This window comes from Steroidobacter flavus, from assembly GCF_042651805.1.
Lineage (GTDB): Bacteria > Pseudomonadota > Gammaproteobacteria > Steroidobacterales > Steroidobacteraceae > Steroidobacter > Steroidobacter flavus.
In genome coordinates this window covers 1,391,344-1,413,247 of the sequence record NZ_JBHSDU010000015.1, presented here as the reverse complement: position 1 = coordinate 1,413,247, position 21,904 = coordinate 1,391,344, and the positions used below count along the sequence as shown (strand labels likewise).

General features: G+C 62.0%; 9 protein-coding genes and 1 pseudogene. 7 read left to right on the top strand and 3 right to left on the bottom strand.

Annotated features, from left to right (window positions below; genetic code table 11):
• Positions 1–52 precede the first annotated feature (52 nt).
• On the bottom strand, positions 53–541 hold the full coding sequence (locus ACFPN2_RS33615) for an energy transducer TonB family protein (protein WP_380606788.1): 489 nt from the start codon (positions 539–541) through the stop codon (positions 53–55).
• A 1,908-nt stretch (positions 542–2,449) separates the two neighbouring features.
• Positions 2,450–2,878 (bottom strand): annotated as a pseudogene (locus tag ACFPN2_RS33610) (protein kinase); the annotation flags it as partial.
• A gap of 448 nt (positions 2,879–3,326) precedes the next feature.
• Here ACFPN2_RS33610 and ACFPN2_RS33605 point away from each other — a divergent pair.
• The 3 genes from ACFPN2_RS33605 to ACFPN2_RS33595 are packed head-to-tail and all read left to right on the top strand — an operon-like array spanning position 3,327 to position 9,651.
• The gene (locus ACFPN2_RS33605) at positions 3,327–6,434 is read left to right on the top strand and encodes a TonB-dependent receptor (RefSeq protein WP_380604928.1); all 3,108 of its coding nucleotides are present in this window, start codon (positions 3,327–3,329) and stop codon (positions 6,432–6,434) included.
• A complete protein-coding gene (locus tag ACFPN2_RS33600; RefSeq protein ID WP_380604926.1) occupies positions 6,431–8,035 on the top strand; it encodes a tetratricopeptide repeat-containing sulfotransferase family protein in 1,605 nt (534 codons plus the stop codon). The genes ACFPN2_RS33605 and ACFPN2_RS33600 overlap by 4 nt, the downstream gene beginning before the upstream one ends.
• Before the next feature lie 35 nt (positions 8,036–8,070).
• Positions 8,071–9,651, top strand: a complete 1,581-nt coding sequence (locus ACFPN2_RS33595) for a tetratricopeptide repeat-containing sulfotransferase family protein (protein WP_380604924.1) — start codon at positions 8,071–8,073, stop codon at positions 9,649–9,651.
• On the opposite strand, the gene ACFPN2_RS33590 is transcribed toward ACFPN2_RS33595, so the two are convergent.
• Positions 9,638–12,757 (bottom strand): FG-GAP-like repeat-containing protein, encoded by a 3,120-nt coding sequence (locus ACFPN2_RS33590; protein WP_380604922.1) that lies wholly within the window; start codon positions 12,755–12,757, stop codon positions 9,638–9,640. The genes ACFPN2_RS33595 and ACFPN2_RS33590 overlap by 14 nt on opposite strands.
• Positions 12,758–12,925: 168 nt before the next feature.
• On the opposite strand from ACFPN2_RS33590, the gene ACFPN2_RS33585 reads away from it, so the two are divergent.
• The 4 genes from ACFPN2_RS33585 to ACFPN2_RS33570 are packed head-to-tail and all read left to right on the top strand — an operon-like array spanning position 12,926 to position 21,904.
• Positions 12,926–14,098 (top strand): MdtA/MuxA family multidrug efflux RND transporter periplasmic adaptor subunit, encoded by a 1,173-nt coding sequence (locus tag ACFPN2_RS33585; protein WP_380604921.1) that lies wholly within the window; start codon positions 12,926–12,928, stop codon positions 14,096–14,098.
• Positions 14,071–17,205 (top strand): efflux RND transporter permease subunit, encoded by a 3,135-nt coding sequence (locus ACFPN2_RS33580; protein WP_380604920.1) that lies wholly within the window; start codon positions 14,071–14,073, stop codon positions 17,203–17,205. Before ACFPN2_RS33585 ends, ACFPN2_RS33580 begins: the two co-directional genes overlap by 28 nt.
• Positions 17,202–20,501 carry an efflux RND transporter permease subunit gene (locus ACFPN2_RS33575; RefSeq protein WP_380604919.1) on the top strand — a complete coding sequence of 1,100 codons (3,300 nt, stop codon included), beginning with the start codon at positions 17,202–17,204 and terminating at the stop codon, positions 20,499–20,501. Before ACFPN2_RS33580 ends, ACFPN2_RS33575 begins: the two co-directional genes overlap by 4 nt.
• A complete protein-coding gene (locus tag ACFPN2_RS33570) occupies positions 20,498–21,904 on the top strand; it encodes an efflux transporter outer membrane subunit (RefSeq protein ID WP_380604917.1) in 1,407 nt (468 codons plus the stop codon). Before ACFPN2_RS33575 ends, ACFPN2_RS33570 begins: the two co-directional genes overlap by 4 nt.

Here is a 21,904-nt window from a genome sequence, read left to right as displayed (position 1 = left end):
CGGCCGATGGGGCTCTCGCTCGCCGCTCTCGATGCGGGCGACGTTTTGAAGCTTACTGTTCGATCGTGCGGACCGCGACGCCGTCGCGGGTGTATTGGAAACGTAACAGCCACACGCGCGAGTCTTCAGTGTCCGCCGGAATGAATTGCCATTGCCTTGCAGCCTGATCCGAGAGCCGGGCGAAATATTTGCTCGGCCCTTCGTTTTCCATCAGGACCGCGATGACCTTGCCATTGTTATCGACCAGCACTCGGACGGTGACGTAGACGCGGCCCTGGATTTTGTTTTGGATTTTTTCCGGGACGGTCGGCAGGACTTCGTTGAGTACCGCTGACGTTGGTGTTGTCGGTTGAGCTGGTTGCTCTGCCGGCGGGAAGGCTTGGGTCTGTGTCGGTGCCTCGATCTGCGGAGGTTGTGAGGGTGCTGCGTTCGTCGGCTCTTGAACCACGGTTGTTTGTACCGGAGGTTGCTCCTTATCCGTAAACTGTGACCCACCCCAGATGGCCAGCGCCAACAAGAGCACCGCCGCGATGCCCGTCACGAACAGATGCCGCTTCGGCGCGCTCGGCCGCAGCGGCTCTTCTCGACTGGTAACGGGTGCGGACTGAGACGGTGCGGTCACTCGCGATGTGCTGGGTGCCGGCTGGGCCGGAACGTCTACTCTGGCGACGCTCGGTGCCGGTTGGGCCGGAACGTTTACTCGCGCGACGCTAGGTGTCGGCTGAGACGGCGCACTTGCTTGCGAAGTACTGGGCGCCGACTGAGACAGGGCTATTTCTCTCGTGGCGCCAGGCACGGGCTGAGACGGAACGCTCAATTGCGAAGCGCTGGGTACCGATTGAGACGCAGCACCGGCTCGCGCGGCACCGGGCGCCGGCTGAGTTGGAACGTTTACTCGCGAAGCAATCGACGGCGGTTGAGGCGGCGCGCTTGCTGGCGAAGCGTTGGATACCCGTTGAGTCGCCGCGCCTGCCGGCGAAGCGTTGGGTACCGGCTGAGATGGAGCGCTCGGCCGCGAAGCACTAGATGCCGCTTGCGACGGAGCATCTGTTTGCGACGCGCCGGGCGCCGGCTGAGTTGGAGCGCTTGGTCGTGACGCACTCGGTACCGATTGAGGCGCGGCGCTTGTTTGTGAGGTGCCGGGTGCGGACTGAGGCGGAGCACCTGTTTGAGAGGCCCCGGACGCCGGCGGAGTAGGAGCGTTTACTCGCGAAGCAATCGATGTTGGTTGAAGCGGCGCGCTCGCTTGTGAAGCGTTGGGTACCGGCTGAGACGGAACGCTTGGTCGTGAAGCACTGGGTGCGGACTGAGGCGGAGCACTTGTTTGAGAGGCCCCGGGCGCCGGCGGAGTAGGAGCGTTTACTCGCGAAGCAATCGATGTTAGTTGAAGCGGCGCGCTTGCTTGTGAAGCGTTGGGTACCGGCTGGCGCGGAGCGCTTGGTCGTGCTGCACTAGGTATCGATTGAGGCGCTGCGCCTGTTTGTGAGGTGCCGAGTGCCGGCTGAGACGGAATGCCTGTTTGCGAGGCACCCGATGCAGGCGAAGTTAGAACATTTGCTCGCGAAGCAATCGACGTCGGTTGAGGCGGAACGCCCGCTTGCGAAGCGTTAGGCAGCGGCTGAGATGGAGCGCTGGGTCGTGAAGCACTGGGTGTCGACTGATGCGCACCGCCTGCGTGTGAGGCACTTGGTGATGACTGAGGCGCGTCGCCCATGTGTGAAGGACCGGATGCTGACGGAGGCGAAACACCTGGTTGCGCCCCACCGGATGCCGGCGGAGTAGGAACGTTTGCTCGCGGCGCAATCGATGTCGGTTGAAGTGGAGCGCTCGCTTGCGAGGCGTTGGGTACCGGCTGAGGCGGAGCGTTTACTCGCGAGGGAGCGGGTGCCTGCTGAGGCACAGCCGGGTCTCGTGCGCCAGTCGATGCGGGCTGCGACGGAGTGGGTTCGCGAGAAGCGGTCGATGCAGTCTGAGGTGGAGCGGCAGCTCGAACGGGGGGCGGTGCAGACTGAGATGCAGTGGGCGAGGCGCTGGGCGCAGCCTGAGATATAGCGGGCGAGGCGCTGGGGGCAGTGTGAGGTGAAGGGGTGCTCGATACCTTTTGTGCCGGCGACTTGGATGACGTCGGAGGCTCCGAAGAAGGAGCAGGAAGTTTATATTCCGCCCGCAACTCAATAACCGACGGCCGGTCCCCAGGCGAGGGCATCAAACAGCGTTGCACGGTCTCAACGAGCGACGCCGGCAAGCCGGCCGGCAACGACGTCGTATTAAAGGAAGAGCCAACGCTCAGCGCCTGACGAGTAAGTGCCTCAACCAGTGTCGCACCTAGGTTCCAAACATCGCCAGCAGTGGAGACGTCTTCGCCAGACCGCCGAATCGTATCGCTAGCCAGTTTCAGCTGATCTCCGACCGCCAGCAAATTCGAAGGCCGCAAGTGACCATGAACCAACTGCCGCCGATGAAGAAACGTCAGCGCATCCAGAACAGGCGGCAATAACTCCAACGTTTCTTCAGCATTCAGAGGCCGATGGCGAAGGATCTCGGCGAGGGTCTGGTCGCCGTATTCCATGACGACAAATAAATAGTCAGCCCCGCCGACCTGCCACCGGCCCACCTCGAAAAGCTGCACCAGATGCGGATGGGACAGCGCCATGGCCGCCTGCCAGTGCACGAGCAGAGTCTTCGCCTGCGATGCGTCCGCGCGAACGAATTTGATGGCGGCTTCGGCGAGGTTCTTGGCTTTGTGTTCGGTGAGGAAGACCGCGCTGTGGTCCGAGCCGCCGAGGTAACGGCGCAGCGTGAAGCGCCCGTCGACGATCTGGTGTTCCCATTTCGTCCAGGCGGAGCTGGTTGTGGTGGGTTTCGGTTCAGCGCTCATCCGTTGGGTATTCGGTGCCGGGGTGGATTGGATTCGAAGTTTATCTCATTGATTTTGATTCATTGGTTGCGAGCGATCATTGCACCACGGCCCAGCGATGATTGCGATCAAGTAACAAGAAACGTGGCAAAAGAACCACGTGTATACAACGAACGAACCCGCACGCTCCAGAATAAACAAAGCGACTGCCCTTATTTTGTGCGGATATTTTTCCGTTTTATCACTCAATGCGCCGTCGAGGCCGACTAAGCAATCTGGCTTTCATTCGGCAAATTGCAGTTGTATGCTCGAAACACGCTTTGATGCGTCCGTGCAACGGCGTCCGTCCGGCACCGGCCAGTAGATGAGAAAAAAGTAAGGGGGAGACACCGGCAGCGGAGGTTCCATCGCTTCAGTGCGGATGCGGATGGGGCGCAAAAAACCAACATCTCTTACGGAGGAGCAGTCGATGTTGATAAGAAACACACTTGCGTTGGCCGTGAAGCAAGCGCTTACGGTCGGCGCGCTTGCCACGACCTTGATTGCAACGGCTCCAACCGCGCTCGCCCAAAGCACGGGCGGCAGCGTGTTTGGACAAGCGGCATCGGGCGACACCGTGATCGTCGAGGGCGAAGGGACGGGATTTCGACGAGAAATTGCCGTAGGCAGCGATGGCTCGTATCGAGTCCCCGCGCTCTCGCCGGGCAGATACAAAGTCACATTGCGCCATCAGGATGGCACGACGGTGATTCGCGACGGCGTGCTGGTCAGCGCCGGCACGGGTACGCCAGTGAGCTTTGTCACGACGACCGGCGGCTCCCCGCAAATGGAAAACATCGTCGTCACCGCGGTACGCGTGAATCCCATCGATGTTTCTTCCGTGGAATCGGTGACGGTCCTGTCCGCCGATCAGCTCGCAAAGATTCCGGTGTTACGCGATCTCACGTCGGCGGCGCTGCTGGCGCCGGGTGCGGTGCGCGGCGACTTTGCATTTTCGGACGGCAAGCTGCCGTCGTTCGGCGGATCGTCGGTCGCCGAGAATCAATACTACGTGAACGGCTTCAATGTAACGAACTCGTTCCGTGGCCTGAACTTCTCCAAGATTCCGTTCGAAGCGATTGCCGAGCAGCAAGTGAAGACCGGCGGCTACGGCGCGGAGTTCGGCCGTTCGCTGGGCGGCGTCGTCAGCCAGACGACCAAACGCGGCACCAACGAGTTCGAGTCGGGCTCCAGTATCTATTGGTCGCCGGCGGCGCTGCGTAGCAAGACCAGAAACTTCATGTACTCGAACCCGCTCGAGCCGAGCAGCTTCGGCACGGTGCGCTCCATCAACTCCGAAGAAGAAACCTCGGAATGGACCGCCAATGTCTGGGCGAGCGGCGCGCTGGTGAAGGACAAACTGTTCGCCTACGCGTTGGTAGGCTACTCCGAGCACGACGAAGACCGCTGGGGCAACGTCACGCAAGCGGCCAATACCGACGACAACACCGAGACCCCGACCTGGCTGGTGAAGCTCGACTGGCACATCAACGACGCGAACTCCTTCGAGCTGACCGGTTTCTCGGACGAGGAAGAAACGACCAGCAAGGTGTATTTGAATACGCTCGGCGCGGCCAACCGGCTCGGCCTGATCGGCACTCAATATGAAGAGAGCGGTGGCTTGAACGTGGTGGGCAAGTACACCAGCTACATCACCGATACGCTGACGGTGTCCGCTCTGTATGGTCACGGCGAATACTCGCGAGGTCTGCATCTGACGACGGCGGATGGCCGGAGCGTCGCGTACAGCGGCGATCTGGACTCACCGGCCACGGGCTGCCCGGTCATCGTCGACGCTCGCTCGAGGGCGCGACGCGACGCCACCGGTGTCTTCGCAAGTACGTGCAATATCACAGCCACGTTCCCAAACGCCGGCAACATCGAGCGACAGGACGCCCGGGATGAGCGCAATCAGTTCCGCGTCGACGCTGAATGGCAGCTCGGCGCGCACCTGCTGCGCTTCGGCTATGACGCCGATGATTTCGAGTCGGTCGCGGGCGAATCGATCGAAGGCGGGCGCCAGTGGCGTTACTCCACCGTCCAGCTCGACCTCACCCCCGACGACGGCGACGACACCAGGCAAGACGTGGACGTCGTGCGAGAGCAGATCATCAATCAGGGCGCCACCGTCAAGGTCAAGCAACGCGCGTTCTACATCGAGGACAATTGGAACATCACCGACAGTTTCCTGTTCTCGGCCGGCTTGCGCTGGGACAGTTTCGAGAACCTGAACGGTCAGGGCCAGACCTACGTCGAGATCAACAATCAGTTCGGTCCGCGGCTCGGCTTCTCCTGGGACGTGAAGGGCGACTCGTCGATGAAGGTCTACGGCAACGCCGGCCGCTATGCGTTGCCACTGACGGCAAGCGTTGCTATTCGCGGCGCGAGCGCTTCGTTGTTCACGCGTAACGACTATTTCTTCTCGGGCGTCGATCCCGCGACCGGCGCGCCGACAGGTCTCGTGTCGCGCAATACGTTCAGGTATGTCAACGGCGAATTCGGCGAGGCCAAGAACGCGCAGACCATCGCGTCGAAGAATCTGGACCCGATGTATCAGGACGAGTTCATTCTCGGCGCGCAGATGCGCATCACCAATCACCAGAACATCGGTGCGCGGGCCATCTATCGCGAGCTGAAAGCCGCCATCGACGACAATTGCGACTACACGCCGATCCTGACGACCGCGGGCTTTCAGTTCGATGAGGACGAGGAAGTCTGGCTCGACAGCAACGGCAATCAGGCCATCCTGCCGAACGGCGGCTTTCCCTATTGCCGCATGTTCAACCCGGGCGAGGATGCGGTCTTTCTGACCGACTTCTATGACAACGGCTCGCTGACGGAGACCACGGTGCCGGGCGATCTGCTGTCGCCGAAGGCGCGCCGGACCTACAAGGCGCTCGAGCTGTTCTGGGACGGCAACTGGGATCGCACGTTCGTGCAGGCGTCGTACACGCTGGCCTACAGCAAGGGCAACACCGAAGGCGGTGTCAAATCCGACATCGGTCAGGACGACACCAACGTCACTCAAGACTTCGATTACAAAGAGCTGGCGGTGGATTCGTACGGGTATCTGCCGAACGATCGGCGTCATTCGTTGAAGGTGTTCGGCAGCTACGCGCTCACCGAGGAAGTGTCGGTGGGCACGAACCTGCTCGTGCAATCCGGACGGCCGAAAAACTGTCTGGGCGTGCTGTATCCGTATCACGGCATCATTCATCCCTACGGTTCTTCCTTCTTCCGCTGTGCCACGACGACGGCCGGCGCGGTGCTGGGTCCCTCGGAGCCGAAGCCACGGGGCACGGCGGGGCGTCTGCCTTGGACTTATCAGGTCGACCTGAGCTTCGCGTACACGCCGCGTTGGGCGGATGGGTTGATTGCGAAGATGGATGTTTTCAACGTCTTCAACAAACAGGAGGCCATTGCGGTGGATGACCGCGCCGAGGATGGAGCCACCGGCGCGCCGCTGGGCACCTACCTCGTGCCTCGGGCATACCAGTCGCCACGTGAGTTTCAGTTCTCGTTGGTTTATAACTTTTGAGCGAGGAGGGCGAATCTCCTTCCTACGGCCGCCGCTTGTCGGCGGCCGTATCGCCCCGCGAATTCTGGGCGCGTGCCCAACAGTATGAGCTGCGGGGCCTGTGGGACGAGGCTCGCTCGTTATATGAAACGATTCTGGACCGGGAGCCTCGCCATGTTCCGGCCCGGCTGCGCATGTCGCGCTTCGAGCAGATCTCCGATCGTTATCTCGCGTCGAAAGAGCATGCGTGGCAGGCGGCGGAGGCGGTACGCGAGCATGGCAGCACGCGCCATATCGGCTACGTGACCGCTCGCCTGTTGGAATTTGCTGAAGAGCCCGCCGTGGTCTCGCTGATCGAGTCCGTGGACTGGTCGGATCCGAATGTCATTTCCCAGTCCGCGGTACTGGCGCAGCAGCTGTGGCTGGCGGGTGACTATCGAGGCGCGCTGCGCTTTCTCGAAGCGATGGCCAGACAGGTGCCGGCCCATCCGTTATTGATCTTTACCCGCGCGAATGTATACCGTTATCTTGGTGACATGCAGGCGGCCGAGAGTGACTACGAAGCGTGTCTCGCTCTGTCGCCGGATCTTGCCGATGCGCATTGGGCGCTGGCCACTCATTCCAAGGCCCGGCCGCCGTTGGCTCGGGTCAACCGTATCCTGGATGCGCTGAGCCGGGTTCAGCCCAACGGAATCGAGCAGGCCCATCTGTTCCACGCGCTGTTTCGAGAATACGATGCGGCGGATCAGCGGGAAGAGGCGTGGTCTGCGTTGACGAGCGGAGCTGAGATCATGAGTCGGCGGTCTGCGTTCGATTCGCTGCTCGAAGCGTCGCGGCTCGAGGCGCTGATACGAATGCCTGTGTCGCTGCCTGAGCCGGCCGCCGACGCCGAGATTGTTCCCATCTTCATCGTCGGCATGCCGCGCACCGGGACGACACTGCTCGATCGCATCCTCAGCAATCATTCAGCGGTGCGGTCGCTGGGGGAGCGCAACGATTTTCAAGCGGCGGTGAGCGAAGCGTCGGGGCACTTCTTCCGATCGCCGCTCCACGGCGATCGGCTGCAATTGATACGAGAGCTGGATTTCAAAAGGGTCGGCCAGCTCTACGAGCAGCGCGTGCGCCGTCTGGCGGCGGACGGTCGATATGTGATCGACAAAAATCCGCAGAACCTGTTCAACCTGCCGCTCATTCTGCAAGCCTTGCCCGCGGCGCGCGTGCTGTGTCTACAGCGCGAGCCGGCGGACGCATGCTTTTCCAATCTGAAAGAGCTGTTCCAGGGCGACGCGTATCCCTATAGCTATACCTTGAGCGATGTCGCGGATCACTGCCTGCGCGTCCGGACCTGGTTACGGTATTGGAAGAGCATTGCCCCGCACTCGGTGCGGATCGTGTCTTACGAGGATCTGGTGCGTGCTCCGGAACAAACGACGACGACTGTCCTGGATTTTATCGGTCTCGATAATCAGACCGCTCTGCACGAGATCACTCGTAACAGCGCGCCCGTGTCGACGGCCAGCAGCAGTCAGGTGCGTGAAAGCATCCACGAGCGTGGGGTCGGTGCCTGGAGACGTTATGAGCGGCAGCTGCAACCGCTGCTCGCGAGATTGCAGGTCCAATGATCGTTCCCGCGAGTGTTCCGTCTGTATTGAGGCCAATGCTGGCAAGTGCGGAGGCGCTGGCCGCCAGGCAGGACTGGGCCGGCGCCATCGCCACGTACGAAAAGATTCTTGCACAGGCACCGAATGAGCCTTACACGCTCGTGCAGCTGTCGTACATGTATTCGCTGCGAGGGAACTATCGTCGCGCCGCTGAGTTCGCGCTCGCCGCGGCACGAACCGGGACGACAGATGAGAAGGTACTGGCCGAGCTGCTGCCGCGTCTGCGCACGTTCAACCAAGGGCCGGAGCTGCTGGCGTGCATCGAACGGGCGGGGCCGCCCGCGAGAATGCCTATTCCTTTATTGATCGCCGCCGGTGCGCAGCTCAGTTATCTCAATCTTCCCGAGCGCGCCATCGATTATCTCGATGAGGCGCGGCGCGCCGATCCCGACTATCCGACAACGTTACTCGCGCGTACGCAGATCCTCACTTACCTCGGTCGTTTCGACGATGCCGAGCAGGACGTGGAGCACGCCCTCCGCAGGGCGCCTGAAATTGCGCAGGGATATTGGTTGCGCGCATCGCTGCGGCGTCAGACTGCCGAGCGCAATCACGTCGACGCGATCAGACGAGAGCTGACGCGTCCGGGACGCTCGACGGACGACATTGCGCTGTTGTCATTCGCGCTTCACAAGGAGCTCGACGATCTGCAGCGATACGACGAAGCGTGGCAGGCCTTGATGCAAGGCTGTCGCGCGAAGCGGTCGCGCTTGAATTATGACGGCCGCAGGATGAAACAGCTGTTCGACGCCTTGGCGACGTTCGAACCAACGTTTGAACCGGCGCAGGCGACTCGCCGGCTGGCAGATGGGTCGAGATCGAGCGACCTGACTGCTGTGGGTATCGCATCCGTGGGCGCCGGTGCAACGCCGATCTTCATCGTCGGCATGCACCGGTCCGGCACGACGCTGCTCGAGCAGATGCTCGCCGGACATCCTGAGGTCGCCGCGCTTGGCGAGCTATATGACTTCACCAGCGCGATGCGCTACGCCACGGATCATCACTGCAAGGGTGTGATCGATGCGACGCTGATCGAGCGAGCGCGCGTCGCCGATCTCAGCGTCGCCGGCAGGCGCTATATAGAAGGCGTTCAATGGCGCCTGGGCAGCGCGCGATATCACACCGACAAACTGCCTTCCAACTTTCTCAACATCGGTTTCATCGCGCGGGCGTTACCGCGCGCGAAGATTCTGCACATGGTCCGCGATCCACTAGAGACTTGTTTCTCCAACCTTCGGGAGCTGTACTCCGATGCGAATCCATACAGCTATGACCTGGCTGAGCTCGCCGACTACTACGGGTGGTATGCGGAGTTGATGAAGCACTGGCACGCGCGTTTTGGCGGGCAAATTCTCGATGTGGAATATGCGCGGCTCCTGACGGAGCCGGAGGTGCAGCTAAGGCGTGTGACGGAGTTCTGCGGTTTGCCGTTCGATCCGGCGATGTTGGAGCTGGGCTCACGGCGCCGCGGTGTGGTCACCGCGAGCGCCGTGCAGGTCCGCGACAGCATTCAAGTTCGGGAGCGGCCCAAGTGGGCTCCCTATGAACGCTGGCTGTCGCCGCTCATGGCGGAGTGAGGGTTGTCACAAAGGTGAGTCCGGTCAACGTATCGGGCCGGCCATCGCCATTCACGTCGATGACCGGGTTGCCCTGGACGATGCCGTACACCGGCGCTTCAAACGTGCCATCCGGTCGTTGCACATACAGCTCGGAGTTGAGCACCAGATCCAGTCGCCCGTCATCCGTGAAATCGGCCAGCTGACCGGTGGCACTGCCGATGAAGTTGCCCTGAAACTTGGCAGTCTCTGTGAACGTCCCGTTCGCATTCTGAGTCACGACGAAGTTGGGCGCGGTGGCAATGAACACGTCGGCGCGGCCGTCGTTGTTGATGTCGCGTACCGTAAATTTCGTGGCAGTGTAGGCTTCGCTGAGAGGCACGGAGGTGGCGTCGAACGAGCCGCCGGCATTGAGCCGCAGAACTGCGAGCGCCGTCGGGCGCTGGCTCGGAATGTAAGGAGCGCCGATCAGATCTTTATCGCCGTCGCCGTCGACGTCGGCGGTGGCACCTTCGACGATCTGCAAGCCGCCCGGCAGGGCGATGACCTGCGCCGGGTTGAAACCGCCCGCGGTGCTGGTGTTGACGATGAGTTGATAGCCCACGCCCGAGCTGCAAAGTTGTGAGCGAATCAAATCGTTGCGGCCGTCGCGATCGACATCGATCGTGCCCAGCACCCGCCAGCTCGAAGTGGAGAGGCAAGCGGGGTCGTTGCCGAGCGTGACCGGCGTGTCGAACTGCCCGGTGGGCAGCTGCACGGAGACGTTGAAGTTATCCGGAGTCGGGCCGGTCGCGATCAAGTCGAGGCGTCCGTCGCCGGTGAGATCCTCGAATCGATACGTTTCGAAAGGCGAGAGTCCTTGAATGACAACGCCGCCGTGGAATCCTCCGCCCGAGCGGCCGCGGTACATGATCATCCGCTGCGACGGCGAGGTGGCTGGAGCCAGGATGTCGACATAGCCGTCGCCGTCGAAATCCAAAGCGTACGGCTCGTAACTCGAGCTCTCCGTCAATTGAATCATCGGCGAGAAGCGGGGCGCGCCGATCGTCAGCCGCTTCTTGACGAGGCTGATCGAAGTCGAGCCTGGATGGTGAAAGACCGCGTCGTAGATACCGGGCTGGCTGGGCGTGAAGCGCAACACTTCGCCCGGCACGGCATTCACCGCGACGGGACTGCTCGACTGTCCGATCGGTCCATAGACGGTCCAGCTGTAGCCGAGCGTCGAAGAGTCGACGTGGTCGCCATACGAGCGGCGCGCATCGAGCGTGACTTCGGTGCCGACTGCTGTCACATCGCTCGCGCCGGGGATCGAGCGTCCGATGAGGCTGGGCATCCCGGCATCGCCCGGAATGACATTCTGAGGCACGCTGCGAACGACCAGATAGTCGGTCGACCTGGTTGCTCCGGCGCTGACTTCCAGGCGCAGCAGATATTGCCCGCTGACATCGGTGATGAGCCAGGGGCGGGGCGTGTCGGCCCACTGTAACTGCGCGGTGCTGCCGGGAGGTGCCGCGTCGATATACCAGCGATGCGTCACGAACGTGCCGTCGCGATGTTCGCTGAAGCGGCCTTCAGGAAAGAACGGCAGGCCGATCTCGGCGTACACCGCATCGAAGGGATAGGCCGCCGCTGCCTGTAACAGATGGCTCGAATCGCTGCCGGCATGCACCGCAAAGTTATCCCTGACCCGGTAAGCCAGCGATTTTTGGGGACGGCCGCTGGCGCCGAGATCGAGCTCGACGCCGAACGTAAACAATGACAGCGACGTGAGCCAGAGTCGCGCCTGGGCTGCGCCGGTCGCGACCAGACTGCCGCGGCCGATCGGTCGCGTGATATTCGCACGTCCGTAGCTGGTTCGCTCGAAGTTGATGCTGCCGTCGATGTCGACGTCGCTATAACCCAGGGTGGGATCGTAGATGCGCGTCGTGCCGCTCCAGCCCCACGTGTTGACCGAGAACGTGCCGGGGCGTCGCAGCGGCTGACCGGCGAAACTCAGCTGAGCATCGCGAATCCAGGTCGTGGAGCCGTCCGGGAAACCGAACACGATGCTGCCACTGAGATTGTTGGTCGTGGTGATCTGTTGTAACAGGGAGCCGCTGGCGGTGACGGTCGTGCCGCCGATCGTCATGGCCGTTCGTTTGTAATTGCGCAGGACAGTGCTGGCGCTGAGATCGACATCGACGATCTCGGTGCCGTTGAAGGTCGCGATGCTGTTGCTGAAGCCGGAGTAGACAATTTTGAGCGTGCCGCGGCCGGCTGCGTCCAGGGTGCCGGTGATATGAGCCGTGCCTGCGGCCAGGCCATTCAACGTGGTATCGACGACGGCAGGGGGCGAGGGAATGAAGCTCCTGGCCCCCAGCTCATAGAGCGCAATGAGGCGCGTGAAGTTGTCCCACAACGACTTGGATATTTGTCCCGCATTGTTTTCAGCGATGACGACCTGCGACCGCGAGCCGCTATAGCTGAGGTTGGCGACGCCCACGGTGACGGGAACGGTCACGAGCGTCGAGCCGCCTTGCGCGTCCGTGACTGTGACATCGAAGGAATCCTGTCCGGAGAACTGCGCGGTGGGTTGATAAGTGAAAGATCCGTCCGCCGCGAAAGCCGACACGGCGCCGCCGATGGGGGCGCGGGTCAGCGTGAATGTGACCGCATCTCCCTCGACATCGGTGGCGACGACCCGCGATGCGGCCAATGTTCCTTCGTCAGTGACAATCGCCGTGGCCGTGGCGGCCGGCAGGTCGTTGACGGGAGTGATCGTGATCGTCACGGTGCCGGTCGTGGCTCGGCCGCCCGCGTCGGTGGCCCGAACCGTAAATGTATCGGTGCCGGTTGCGTTCGCGTTGGGACGATAGGTGATATTGCCGGTCGTGGCGTCCAGGCTGAGCACGCTGCCTCGCGTGGGATCGGTCGCCTGCGCGAAGGTGATCGCGTCGCCGTTGGCATCGGTCGCCGGAATGCGTGCCGTCAGATCGGTATCTTCAGGCGTTGAGAAGGTCAGTGCCCCGAACGCCGGTGCGGAGTTTTGCGGTGCCTGCCCCCCGCCTTCCTGTCCGCCACCTCCACCACCGCAAGCCGAAAGAGTCAGGCACAGCGCCGCGATGGCCGTGCCAACCAGAGTACGCATGATGCTGATCGCTCCATGGCCCTGGTGCTGAGTGCTGTCATAATCTTAATCTTGTCCAAGGGGCCTGCTTGGACTTTTGACGCGCACGCGTAGCATGCCGACAACGTGCGCAACTCACAACTCTCAATGCGCATTGCGGGTGAGCGGCACGAGAAGTATAAGCAGACGATGTCACTGAACAACGCGCGCCCCGCGTCAGTGCAATTGCGAAATAGTGTCATCGCGCTACTGCTGCTGGCGGTGGTGGGATGGGCAGCGTGGCACTTCACCCGAAGTACGGAACGAAGTGCGGGCCGGGGCCGACCCGCTGCCGCCGTGGGAACGGCGCAGGCGACGTCGATGGATGTGCCCGTCACCTTGAGCGCCATCGGTTCCGTGCAGCCCATCGTCGCGGCGACCGTTCGTTCCCAGCTGTCCGGCACGTTGTTCAGCCTGCACTTCACCGAAGGGCAGCCGGTGAAGCAGGGACAATTGCTGGCCAAGATCGATCCCCGTCCTTATCAGCTGGCGTTGTCACAGGCCCGGGCCAATCTGATCCGTGATGAATCGTTACTGGATCAGGCCCGCGCCGATCTGGAGCGCTACCGCACGCTTTGGTCGCAGGATTCGATTGCACGCCAGCAGCTGGATACCCAGGCGGCCACGGTGAAACAACTCGAAGGCACGGTGGCGGCCGATCGTGCCGCCATCGGCGTCGCGAGCTTGAATCTCGATTACACCTCTATCACCGCGCCGGTCGCCGGCAAGGCGGGACTGCGACAGGCGGATATCGGCAACTATGTGACCCCGGGCGACGCCACCGGCATCGTCGTCATCACCCAGGTCCAGCCCATCGATGTCACATTCAGCGTGCCGCAGGCGCAGCTGCCAGACGTGCAGGCGCAATTGCGCGAGGGGCGGAAGTTACATGTCACTGCCACCGATCAAGCCGGCGAGCGCGTGCTGGCAGAAGGTGAATTCCTCACGTTCGACAATCAGATCGACGCGACCAGCGGCACGGTGCGAGCCAAGGCACGCTTTGACAATCGCGACCAAACATTGTTTCCCAATCAGTTTGTGAATGTTTCTTTATTAGTTAAGACTTTGTCAGGATCGGTGACCATCCCGGTGTCGAGCGTGCGGCACGGTGCGCAAGGCGACTTCGTGTTCGTGCTGCAAACAGATCGAACTGTAAAAACGCGAGCGGTGCGAACCGGTGTGATTCACGAGCAACAGATCGTCGTGAGCAGCGGGCTGAAAGCCGGTGAAACGGTGATCACCGAAGGTGCGGACGGTTTGAACGACGGCGCCCGCGTCATGTTGGCTGGTGCGAAATGGCCGGCGAGCGCGAAGAAACAATAGAGCGCAGTGAGGGCGGGCCGTCGCGTCTGTTCATCCTGCGCCCGGTCGCGACTACGCTGTCGATGCTCGCGATTCTGCTCGCCGGTCTGGTGGCATTTCGCGTGTTGCCGCTGTCGGCGCTGCCCGAAGTGGACTATCCGACCATTCAAGTGCGCACGCTGTATCCAGGCGCGAGCCCCGACGTGATGGCGGTCACTGTGACCGGTCCGCTCGAGCGTCAGTTCGGTCAGATGGCGGGACTCGATCGTATGACTTCGGCGTCCTCGGCGGGAGCGTCCGTGATCACGTTGCAATTCTCGCTCGAGCTGGCGCTGGATGTCGCCGAGCAGGAAGTGCAGGCTGCCATCAACGCCGCCAGCACGTTGCTGCCTTCGGATCTACCGGCACCGCCGATCTACGCGAAGGTCAATCCCGCCGATGCGCCGATTGTGAGTTTCGGTGTCACGTCCACGTCGCGGCCGCTCGCCGAAGTGCAGAACCTGGTCGATCAGCGCATCGCCAACAAGCTGTCGCAGATCTCGGGCGTCGGCTTGGTGAATCTCTCCGGTGGACAGCGGCCCGCGGTGCGCATTCAAGCAAATGTGCCGGCGCTGGCTGGGCGAGGGTTGTCACTCGATTCATTGCGAACGGCGATTGCGGCCGCCAACGTCAACGGCGCCAAAGGCAGCTTCGATGGGCCGACGCGTGCGTGGACCATCGACGCCAACGATCAATTGGCGACGGCACAGGAGTATCGCGATCTGATCGTCGCGTATCGCGACGGCGCTCCAGTGCGCCTCGCCGACGTTGCGGACATCGTCGACTCATCCGAAAATACGCGGATCGGTGCATGGATGAATCGCACGCCGGCCATCATCGTCGACGTGCAGCGGCAACCCGGCGCAAATGTCATCGGCACGGTCGATGCGATCCGCAGCGCCTTGCCGGCACTCGAGTTGCAACTGCCGGCCGATGTGAAGATGACGATGCTCAGCGACCGAACCGTGGGCATTCGTGCCTCGCTGGCCGATGTGCAGTTCGAATTGTTGCTCGCTGTCGTGCTGGTCACCGTCGTGATCTTTCTATTCCTCGGCAGCTTGCAAGCGACAGTCATCGCCAGCATTGCCGTGCCACTGTCGTTGATCGGCAGCTTTGCCGCCATGTATCTGCTCGAGTTCAGCATCAACAATCTGACGTTGATGGCGCTGACCATCGCGTCGGGTTTCGTGGTCGACGATGCCATCGTGGTGCTGGAGAACATCAATCGTCATATCGAGGAGGGCACCTCGCCGTTCGCCGCGGCCTTGCGAGGCGCGCGTGAGATTGGCTTCACCATCATTTCGCTCACGGTCAGCCTGGTGGCTGTGCTGATTCCATTGCTGTTCATGGGCGACGTGGTCGGGCGGCTGTTCCGAGAATTCGCGATCACGTTGGCGGTGACGATCTTTATTTCCGCGATCGTAGCTTTGACGCTCGTGCCGATGCTTGCGTCGCGTTGGCTAAAACCGGAGCGCGAGCTGCGTCGTTTGCCGCTCATCGAGCACAGTCTGCACTGGTTTGAACGGCTGGCGCAGAGTTATGCACGCCGGCTCGATTGGGTGCTGGACCGGCAGCCGCAGACGCTGCTGGTGTTTCTCGCGACGCTGGTAATGACCGCGCTGCTGTTCGTGCTCATTCCGAAAGGACTGTTTCCACAGCAGGACACCGGGCAGCTGCGCGCCGTGGTGGTTGCCGGCCAGGATGTTTCTTTCCCGCGCATGGCCCAGCTGCAGTCGCAGGTTGCAGCGCTGGTGCTCGACGATCCGGACGTGGCCAGCCTGAGCTCGAACGTGGGCGTCGATGGCCAGAATGTGGCCCTTCATCAGGGCCGCATGCTGATCAACCTGAAAGACGGCAGCGAGCGTGGCTCGCAGCAGGACTTGATGGAACGGTTGCAGCGGAAGGCACGTGAGACGTTGGGAGTCACGTTGTATCTGCAGCCGGTGCAGGATCTGACTATCGATACTCAAAGCGGCGCCAATGAATACCGCTTCGCTTTGCAAGCGGCGAGCGCGACTGACATCTCGCAATGGGCCAATCGGTTGCTCGCGGCGCTGCGCGATGTGGATCAGATTCGCAATGTGACGTCCGATGTTCTCGAAGACGGCAGGGCGGTGGAGGTCGACATCAATCGCGATGTCGCCGCACGGCTGGGCATCAGTGCCGCAACCGTGGACAGCGCGCTGTACAACGCGTTCGGTCAACGCATCATTTCCACCATCTTCACTCCGTCCAACCAGTATCGCGTCATCCTGGAAAGCACGCCGGGTATGTTGGCCGATCCCAAGGCGCTGTCGCAGATTTACGTGCCGACCGGGTCAGGCACCGTCGCGCCGTTGAGTGCGCTGGCAACGTTTCGTTTGAAGAGTGCGCCGGTATTGATCTCGCGGGTGGCACAGTTTCCGGCCGCGACCATCGGTTTCGATCTGGCACCCGGCGTTTCGCTCGGTGCCGCCGTGGACGCGATCACGCGGGCAGAACAGGAGATCGGCGTGCCGGCTTCGATCACGACACAATTTACCGGCGCCGCCAGCGCATTTCGTGCATCGCTGGCCAATGAGTTCTATCTGATTCTCGCGGCCATCGTGGTCGTCTACATCGTGCTCGGTGTGCTGTATGAGAGCTTCATTCATCCGCTGACGATCCTGTCCACGCTGCCGTCCGCTGCGGTCGGTGCATTGCTCGCGTTGCTGGTGACCGGAAGCGATCTCGGCGTGATCGGCATCATCGGCATCGTGCTGCTGATCGGCATCGTGAAAAAGAACGCAATCATGATGATCGACTTCGCCATTGAAGCGCAGCGCGTGGAAGGCAAGGAGGCGCGTGCCGCGATCCGGCAGGCAGCGTTGCTGCGCTTCCGGCCCATCATGATGACGACGTTCGCCGCGCTGTTCGCCGCCTTGCCGCTGATCTTCGGCTTCGGCATGGGCTCGGAGCTGCGCCGTCCGCTGGGTATTGCTATCGCCGGCGGCCTGATCGTCAGTCAGGCGTTGACGCTGTTCACGACGCCGGTGGTGTTTCTCGCATTCGAGCGATTGGTACAACGATGCACGCGCGGCGCTTCGCCCGCGTTGGAGTCACCGCCATGAACCTGTCCGGTCCATTCGTGAGGCGACCGGTCGGCACGACGTTGCTGACCTTGGGCGTCGCTTTGACCGGACTGGCCGCGTTTTTTGTTTTGCCCATCGCGCCGTTGCCACAAGTGGATTTTCCCACGGTGAGCGTGACAGCGGGGCTGCCTGGCGCGAGTCCTTCGACGATGGCGTCGAGCGTCGCGTCGCCGCTGGAAAAACGCATGGGCGTGATTGCTGGCGTGACCGAGATGACATCCCAATCCGGCACCGGCTCGACTCGCGTCACTTTGCAGTTCGATCTGAGCCGGGATATCGACGGCGCAGCTCGCGATGTACAAGCCGCGATCAACGCCGCACGCGCCGACCTGCCGGCTACTCTGCGAACTAATCCGACGTATCGCAAAGCCAATCCCGCGGACGCGCCCATCATGATTCTGGCGATGACGTCGGAGACGCGCTCGCCCGCGTCTATCTACGATGCGGTTTCTAATGTGATTCAGCAGCGCCTGCTGCAGGTCGATGGTGTGGGCGATGTAGAGCTGGGTGGCGCCGCGTTGCCAGCGGTGCGCATCGATCTGAATCCGCTGGCGCTGGCGCGTTTTGGAATTGCACTCGAAGACGTGCGCAGCGCGCTGGCGTCGGTCAGTGCTCACCGGCCGCGCGGTGTGATCGAAAATGACGAGCTGGCGTGGCAGATCGAAGGCAGCGAGCCGGGGCTGCATGCCTCTGACTATCGCGATCTGTTGATCGCCTGGCGTGGTGAGGCGGCGGTTCGGTTGAGCGATGTCGCCACGGTCTATGACGGGCCTGAGGACGTGCGCACCATGGGTTTGTTCAACGGTGTGCGTGCCGTGACGGTCATCATCAGTCGTCAGCCCGGAGCAAACATCGTCGCGACGGTGGATGCGGTGAAAGCGCAATTGCCTGCGCTCGAAGCCGTGCTGCCGAAAGATATCAAGCTGCAGGTCGCGTCCGACCGGACTACTACGATTCGCGCGTCGCTACATGAAGTGGAAGTCACGCTGATTATTGCGACCTTGCTGGTCGTGGTCGTGACCAGTGTGTTCCTGCAGTCGTTGCGGGCGACGCTGGTGCCGGCCGTCGCCGTCGTCGTGTCGTTGCTGGGGACGCTCGGCGTCATGTATGCGTTGGGATTCTCGCTCAACAATCTGTCGCTGATGGCGCTGACCATTGCCACCGGTTTTGTGGTCGACGACGCGATTGTGGTGTTGGAGAACATCTCCCGACACGTGGAGCGGGGCATGCCGGCGAGACAGGCCGCGCTGCTCGGGGCGAAGGAGGTCGGTTTTACCGTTGTGTCGATTTCCATCAGCCTGGTGGCGGTGTTCATTCCGCTGCTGTTCATGGGCGGCATCATCGGCCGGCTGTTTCGTGAGTTCGCGGTGACCTTGTCGGTCGCGGTGCTGATCAGTCTGGTGATTTCGCTCACCACGACGCCGATGCTGGTATCGCTGTTGTTACGCGGACGGGAGAAGCCAAATCGATTCAGCGCGCTTTTCGCGGGCGCATTCGAGCGATTGCAGGTGCGCTATTCGCACGGGCTCGACTGGGCGTTGAACAATCGGCCGACGGTGTTGGTGATATTGGCCGGCGTGGTCGTGCTCAATCTGTTTCTGATGGCGGCGGTGCCGAAGGGGTTCTTTCCCGAGCAGGACACCGGCTCGCTGCAAGGCGGCTTGCGTGCCGATCAAAGCATCTCGTTCCAGGAAATGCAGCGGAAGATCACGCAGGTGGCGGGCATCATCCGGGGCGATCCGGATGTGGATACCGTCATTGCGTTTACCGGTGGCTCGCGCCCGGGCGGCGGCTTCATGTTCGTTATTCTGAAGCCGCGCGACCAACGTGCTTCGAGTCGCGAAATCATCGGGCGCCTGCGTCCCAAGCTGGCGGGCGTCAGCGGACTGGCGGTGTTTCTGAATCCGGTGCAGGACATGCAGATCGGCGGACGCGGTGCCAGTAGCACTTATCAATTTACGTTGAAGGCCGACGACGTCGATACATTGCAGAAGGCGGGCGATACGCTGGTGCGACTGCTGAAACAAGAGCCGCAACTGGTGGATGTCGATATCGATCGACAGGAGGGTGGAGCGGAGGTGCGGGTTCAGATCGATCGCGACCGGGCCGCGCAATTCGGCATCCCGACGCAAGCGGTGGACGCGGCGCTGTATGACGCGTTTGGACAGCGACAGGTTGCGACGATTTACTCCGGCTTGAATCAGTATCACGTGGTGATGGGCGTGGCGCCGGAGTTCAACGGGTCGCCGACGATGCTCGAACATGTTTATGTTCCGGCGACGCCGACATCGGCTTCGAACTCGGCCTCGAACTCGACATCGAACTCGACATCGACATCGACATCGACCTCGAGCTTGATATCGACATCATCGACCTTGACCTCGAGATTGCCCTCGACATCGACGGCGACCTCGACGACTAGCGCCGCGGGGGGCTCAACTCCGGTGTCCACCACCGGTACGGGCCGGGATGCATCGACCGGCGCGGCGGTGAGTCTGACGCCAGCGAACGTCGTGCCGCTGTCGGCCATCGCACGCTGGAGCACCGATTCGACCGCAGCGCTGGTCAATCATCAAGACGGCCAACCCTCAGCCACCGTCTCTTTCAACCTGGCCAACAACGTATCGCTGGGTCAGGCGACACAACGGATCGTTGAAGTGAAACAGGGCGCGGGCTTGCCCTCGACGGTCACCGGAGCGTTTGCTGGCACGGCCCGCGTGTTCGCACAGTCGACCGCGACCATTCCGGTGCTGATCCTCGCGTCGCTGATCGTGATTTATATCGTGCTCGGCATGCTGTACGAGAGCGCGATCCATCCGCTGACCGTGTTGTCCACGTTGCCCTCGGCGGGCGTGGGCGCGATGCTCGCGTTGCTGATCGGGCAGCTCAATCTGGATCTGATTGCGCTGATCGGGTTGATCCTGCTGATCGGCATCGTCAAGAAGAACGCCATCATGATCATCGATTTCGCACTGGAGGCAGAGCGCTCTCGAGGGTTGTCTCCGGTGGAAGCGATCCGCGAAGCTTCGTTGTTACGTTTTCGCCCGATTCTCATGACGACGCTGGCTGCCGGCTTCGGCGCAGTGCCGTTGGCCATCGGTTTCGGCGACGGCGCGGAGCTGCGTCGTCCGCTCGGCATCGTGATCGTCGGTGGCTTGATTGCCAGTCAGTTGTTGACGTTGCTGACGACACCCGTGGTGTACCTCGCGCTCGATCGTTTCCGTCGGCCGAGCTCCCGCACCGTCGATTCTGCTTTTGGAGCGGCACCGACATGAGAATCGCCGTGCTCATCGTCTGTGTTGTGAGTTGCGTCGCTTGCAGCGTGGCGCCGAGTTATCGACGACCGAGTGTGGAGATTCCCGCGTCATTTAAAGAAGCTCCGGGTTGGCGTGAGGCGATGCCGTCAGACGCGGTGGCACGCGGTGAGTGGTGGCAACTGTTTGGCGATCCCGTGCTATCGGACTTGCAGCGGCAGGTGGTGCTTTCCAATCAAAATCTCGCGGCCTCGAAAGCGGCTTACGATCAGTCGCGCGCGTTGGTTCGCGAATTGCGTGCGTCGCTGTTGCCCGTGATAGATCTGACCGCGTCGGGCACCAAAGTCGGTTCGTTCGGCACTGGGAATCCGACCGTGGGCAATACCGGGTCGGTGAGCACGGGCGGCAATCAGCGTTACTCGGTCACCATCGGTACCACATGGGAGCCCGATTTGTGGGGACGCATCGGCGACAGCGTGCGGCAAGCCGGTGCGTTGGCGCAGGCGAGTGAGGCCGACCTTGCCAACGCGACTTTGTCTGCGCAAGGCGAGCTGGCACTCGACTACATTCAGGGGCGCGGACTGCAAGCTCAGGAGGAAGTGCTCACTGCGACGATCGCGGCGTACGAGCGGGCATTGACGATCACTACGAATCGTTACAACGCGGGCGTCGCCGCTCGATCAGATGTGTTGCAGGCGGAAACAGCACTGCGAAACGCACGCGCGAACGTTGCCGATCTCGGTCGGCAACGCGCGTTACTCGAACATGCGATTGCGGTGTTGGTCGGCGTCAATCCATCGAACTTCGTCTTGCCGAGTGGCGAATGGAGCCGCGATGTGCCGGAGATTCCGGGCGTGCTGCCTGCGTCGCTATTGGAGCGACGGCCCGACATCGCCGCAGCTGAGCGTCGGGTGGCCGCGGCGAACTCGGCTATCGGAATCGAGCGCAGCGCCTATTTTCCCACGCTTCAGTTGAGCGGCGATGCTGGCTACAGCTCGCGCGCCATGAGCGATCTGTTCGAGTCCGCCAGTAGCATCTGGTCGCTGGGCCTGACGGGAGCGTTGACCTTGCTCGATTTCGGGGCGCGTTCGGCCCGAGTGGATCAGGCACGCGCCGCGTACGAGCAGACCGTTGCTGAGTATCGGCAGACGGTGCTGACGGCGTTTCAGCAAACGGAAGATCAGCTTGCGGCCCTGCGTGTGTTGGACGTCGTTACCACCGAGCGGGACGCGGCCGCGGTGGCGGCGAAGAGCGCAGAGAAAATAGCATACAACCAATATTTCGCCGGCCAGATCGGCTATGCGGACGTGATCGTTGCGCAGACCGCGGCGCTTTCGTCCCGACAGGCGGAGATACAAGCTGTCGTTGATCGGCAGTCGGCAGCCGTTGCGTTGATTCAGGCCATCGGCGGTCATTGGCAGTGA

Excerpts from the sequence above, each read along its gene's own strand:
- ACFPN2_RS33605 (WP_380604928.1), top strand. The coding sequence starts at position 3,327 with ATGTTGATAAGAAACACACTTGCGTTGGCCGTGAAGCAAGCGCTTACG.
- ACFPN2_RS33595 (WP_380604924.1), top strand. The coding sequence starts at position 8,071 with ATGCTGGCAAGTGCGGAGGCGCTGGCCGCCAGGCAGGACTGGGCCGGC.
- ACFPN2_RS33590 (WP_380604922.1), bottom strand. The coding sequence starts at position 12,757 with ATGCGTACTCTGGTTGGCACGGCCATCGCGGCGCTGTGCCTGACTCTT.
- ACFPN2_RS33585 (WP_380604921.1), top strand. The coding sequence starts at position 12,926 with ATGTCACTGAACAACGCGCGCCCCGCGTCAGTGCAATTGCGAAATAGT.
- ACFPN2_RS33580 (WP_380604920.1), top strand. The coding sequence starts at position 14,071 with ATGGCCGGCGAGCGCGAAGAAACAATAGAGCGCAGTGAGGGCGGGCCG.
- ACFPN2_RS33575 (WP_380604919.1), top strand. The coding sequence starts at position 17,202 with ATGAACCTGTCCGGTCCATTCGTGAGGCGACCGGTCGGCACGACGTTG.
- ACFPN2_RS33570 (WP_380604917.1), top strand. The coding sequence starts at position 20,498 with ATGAGAATCGCCGTGCTCATCGTCTGTGTTGTGAGTTGCGTCGCTTGC.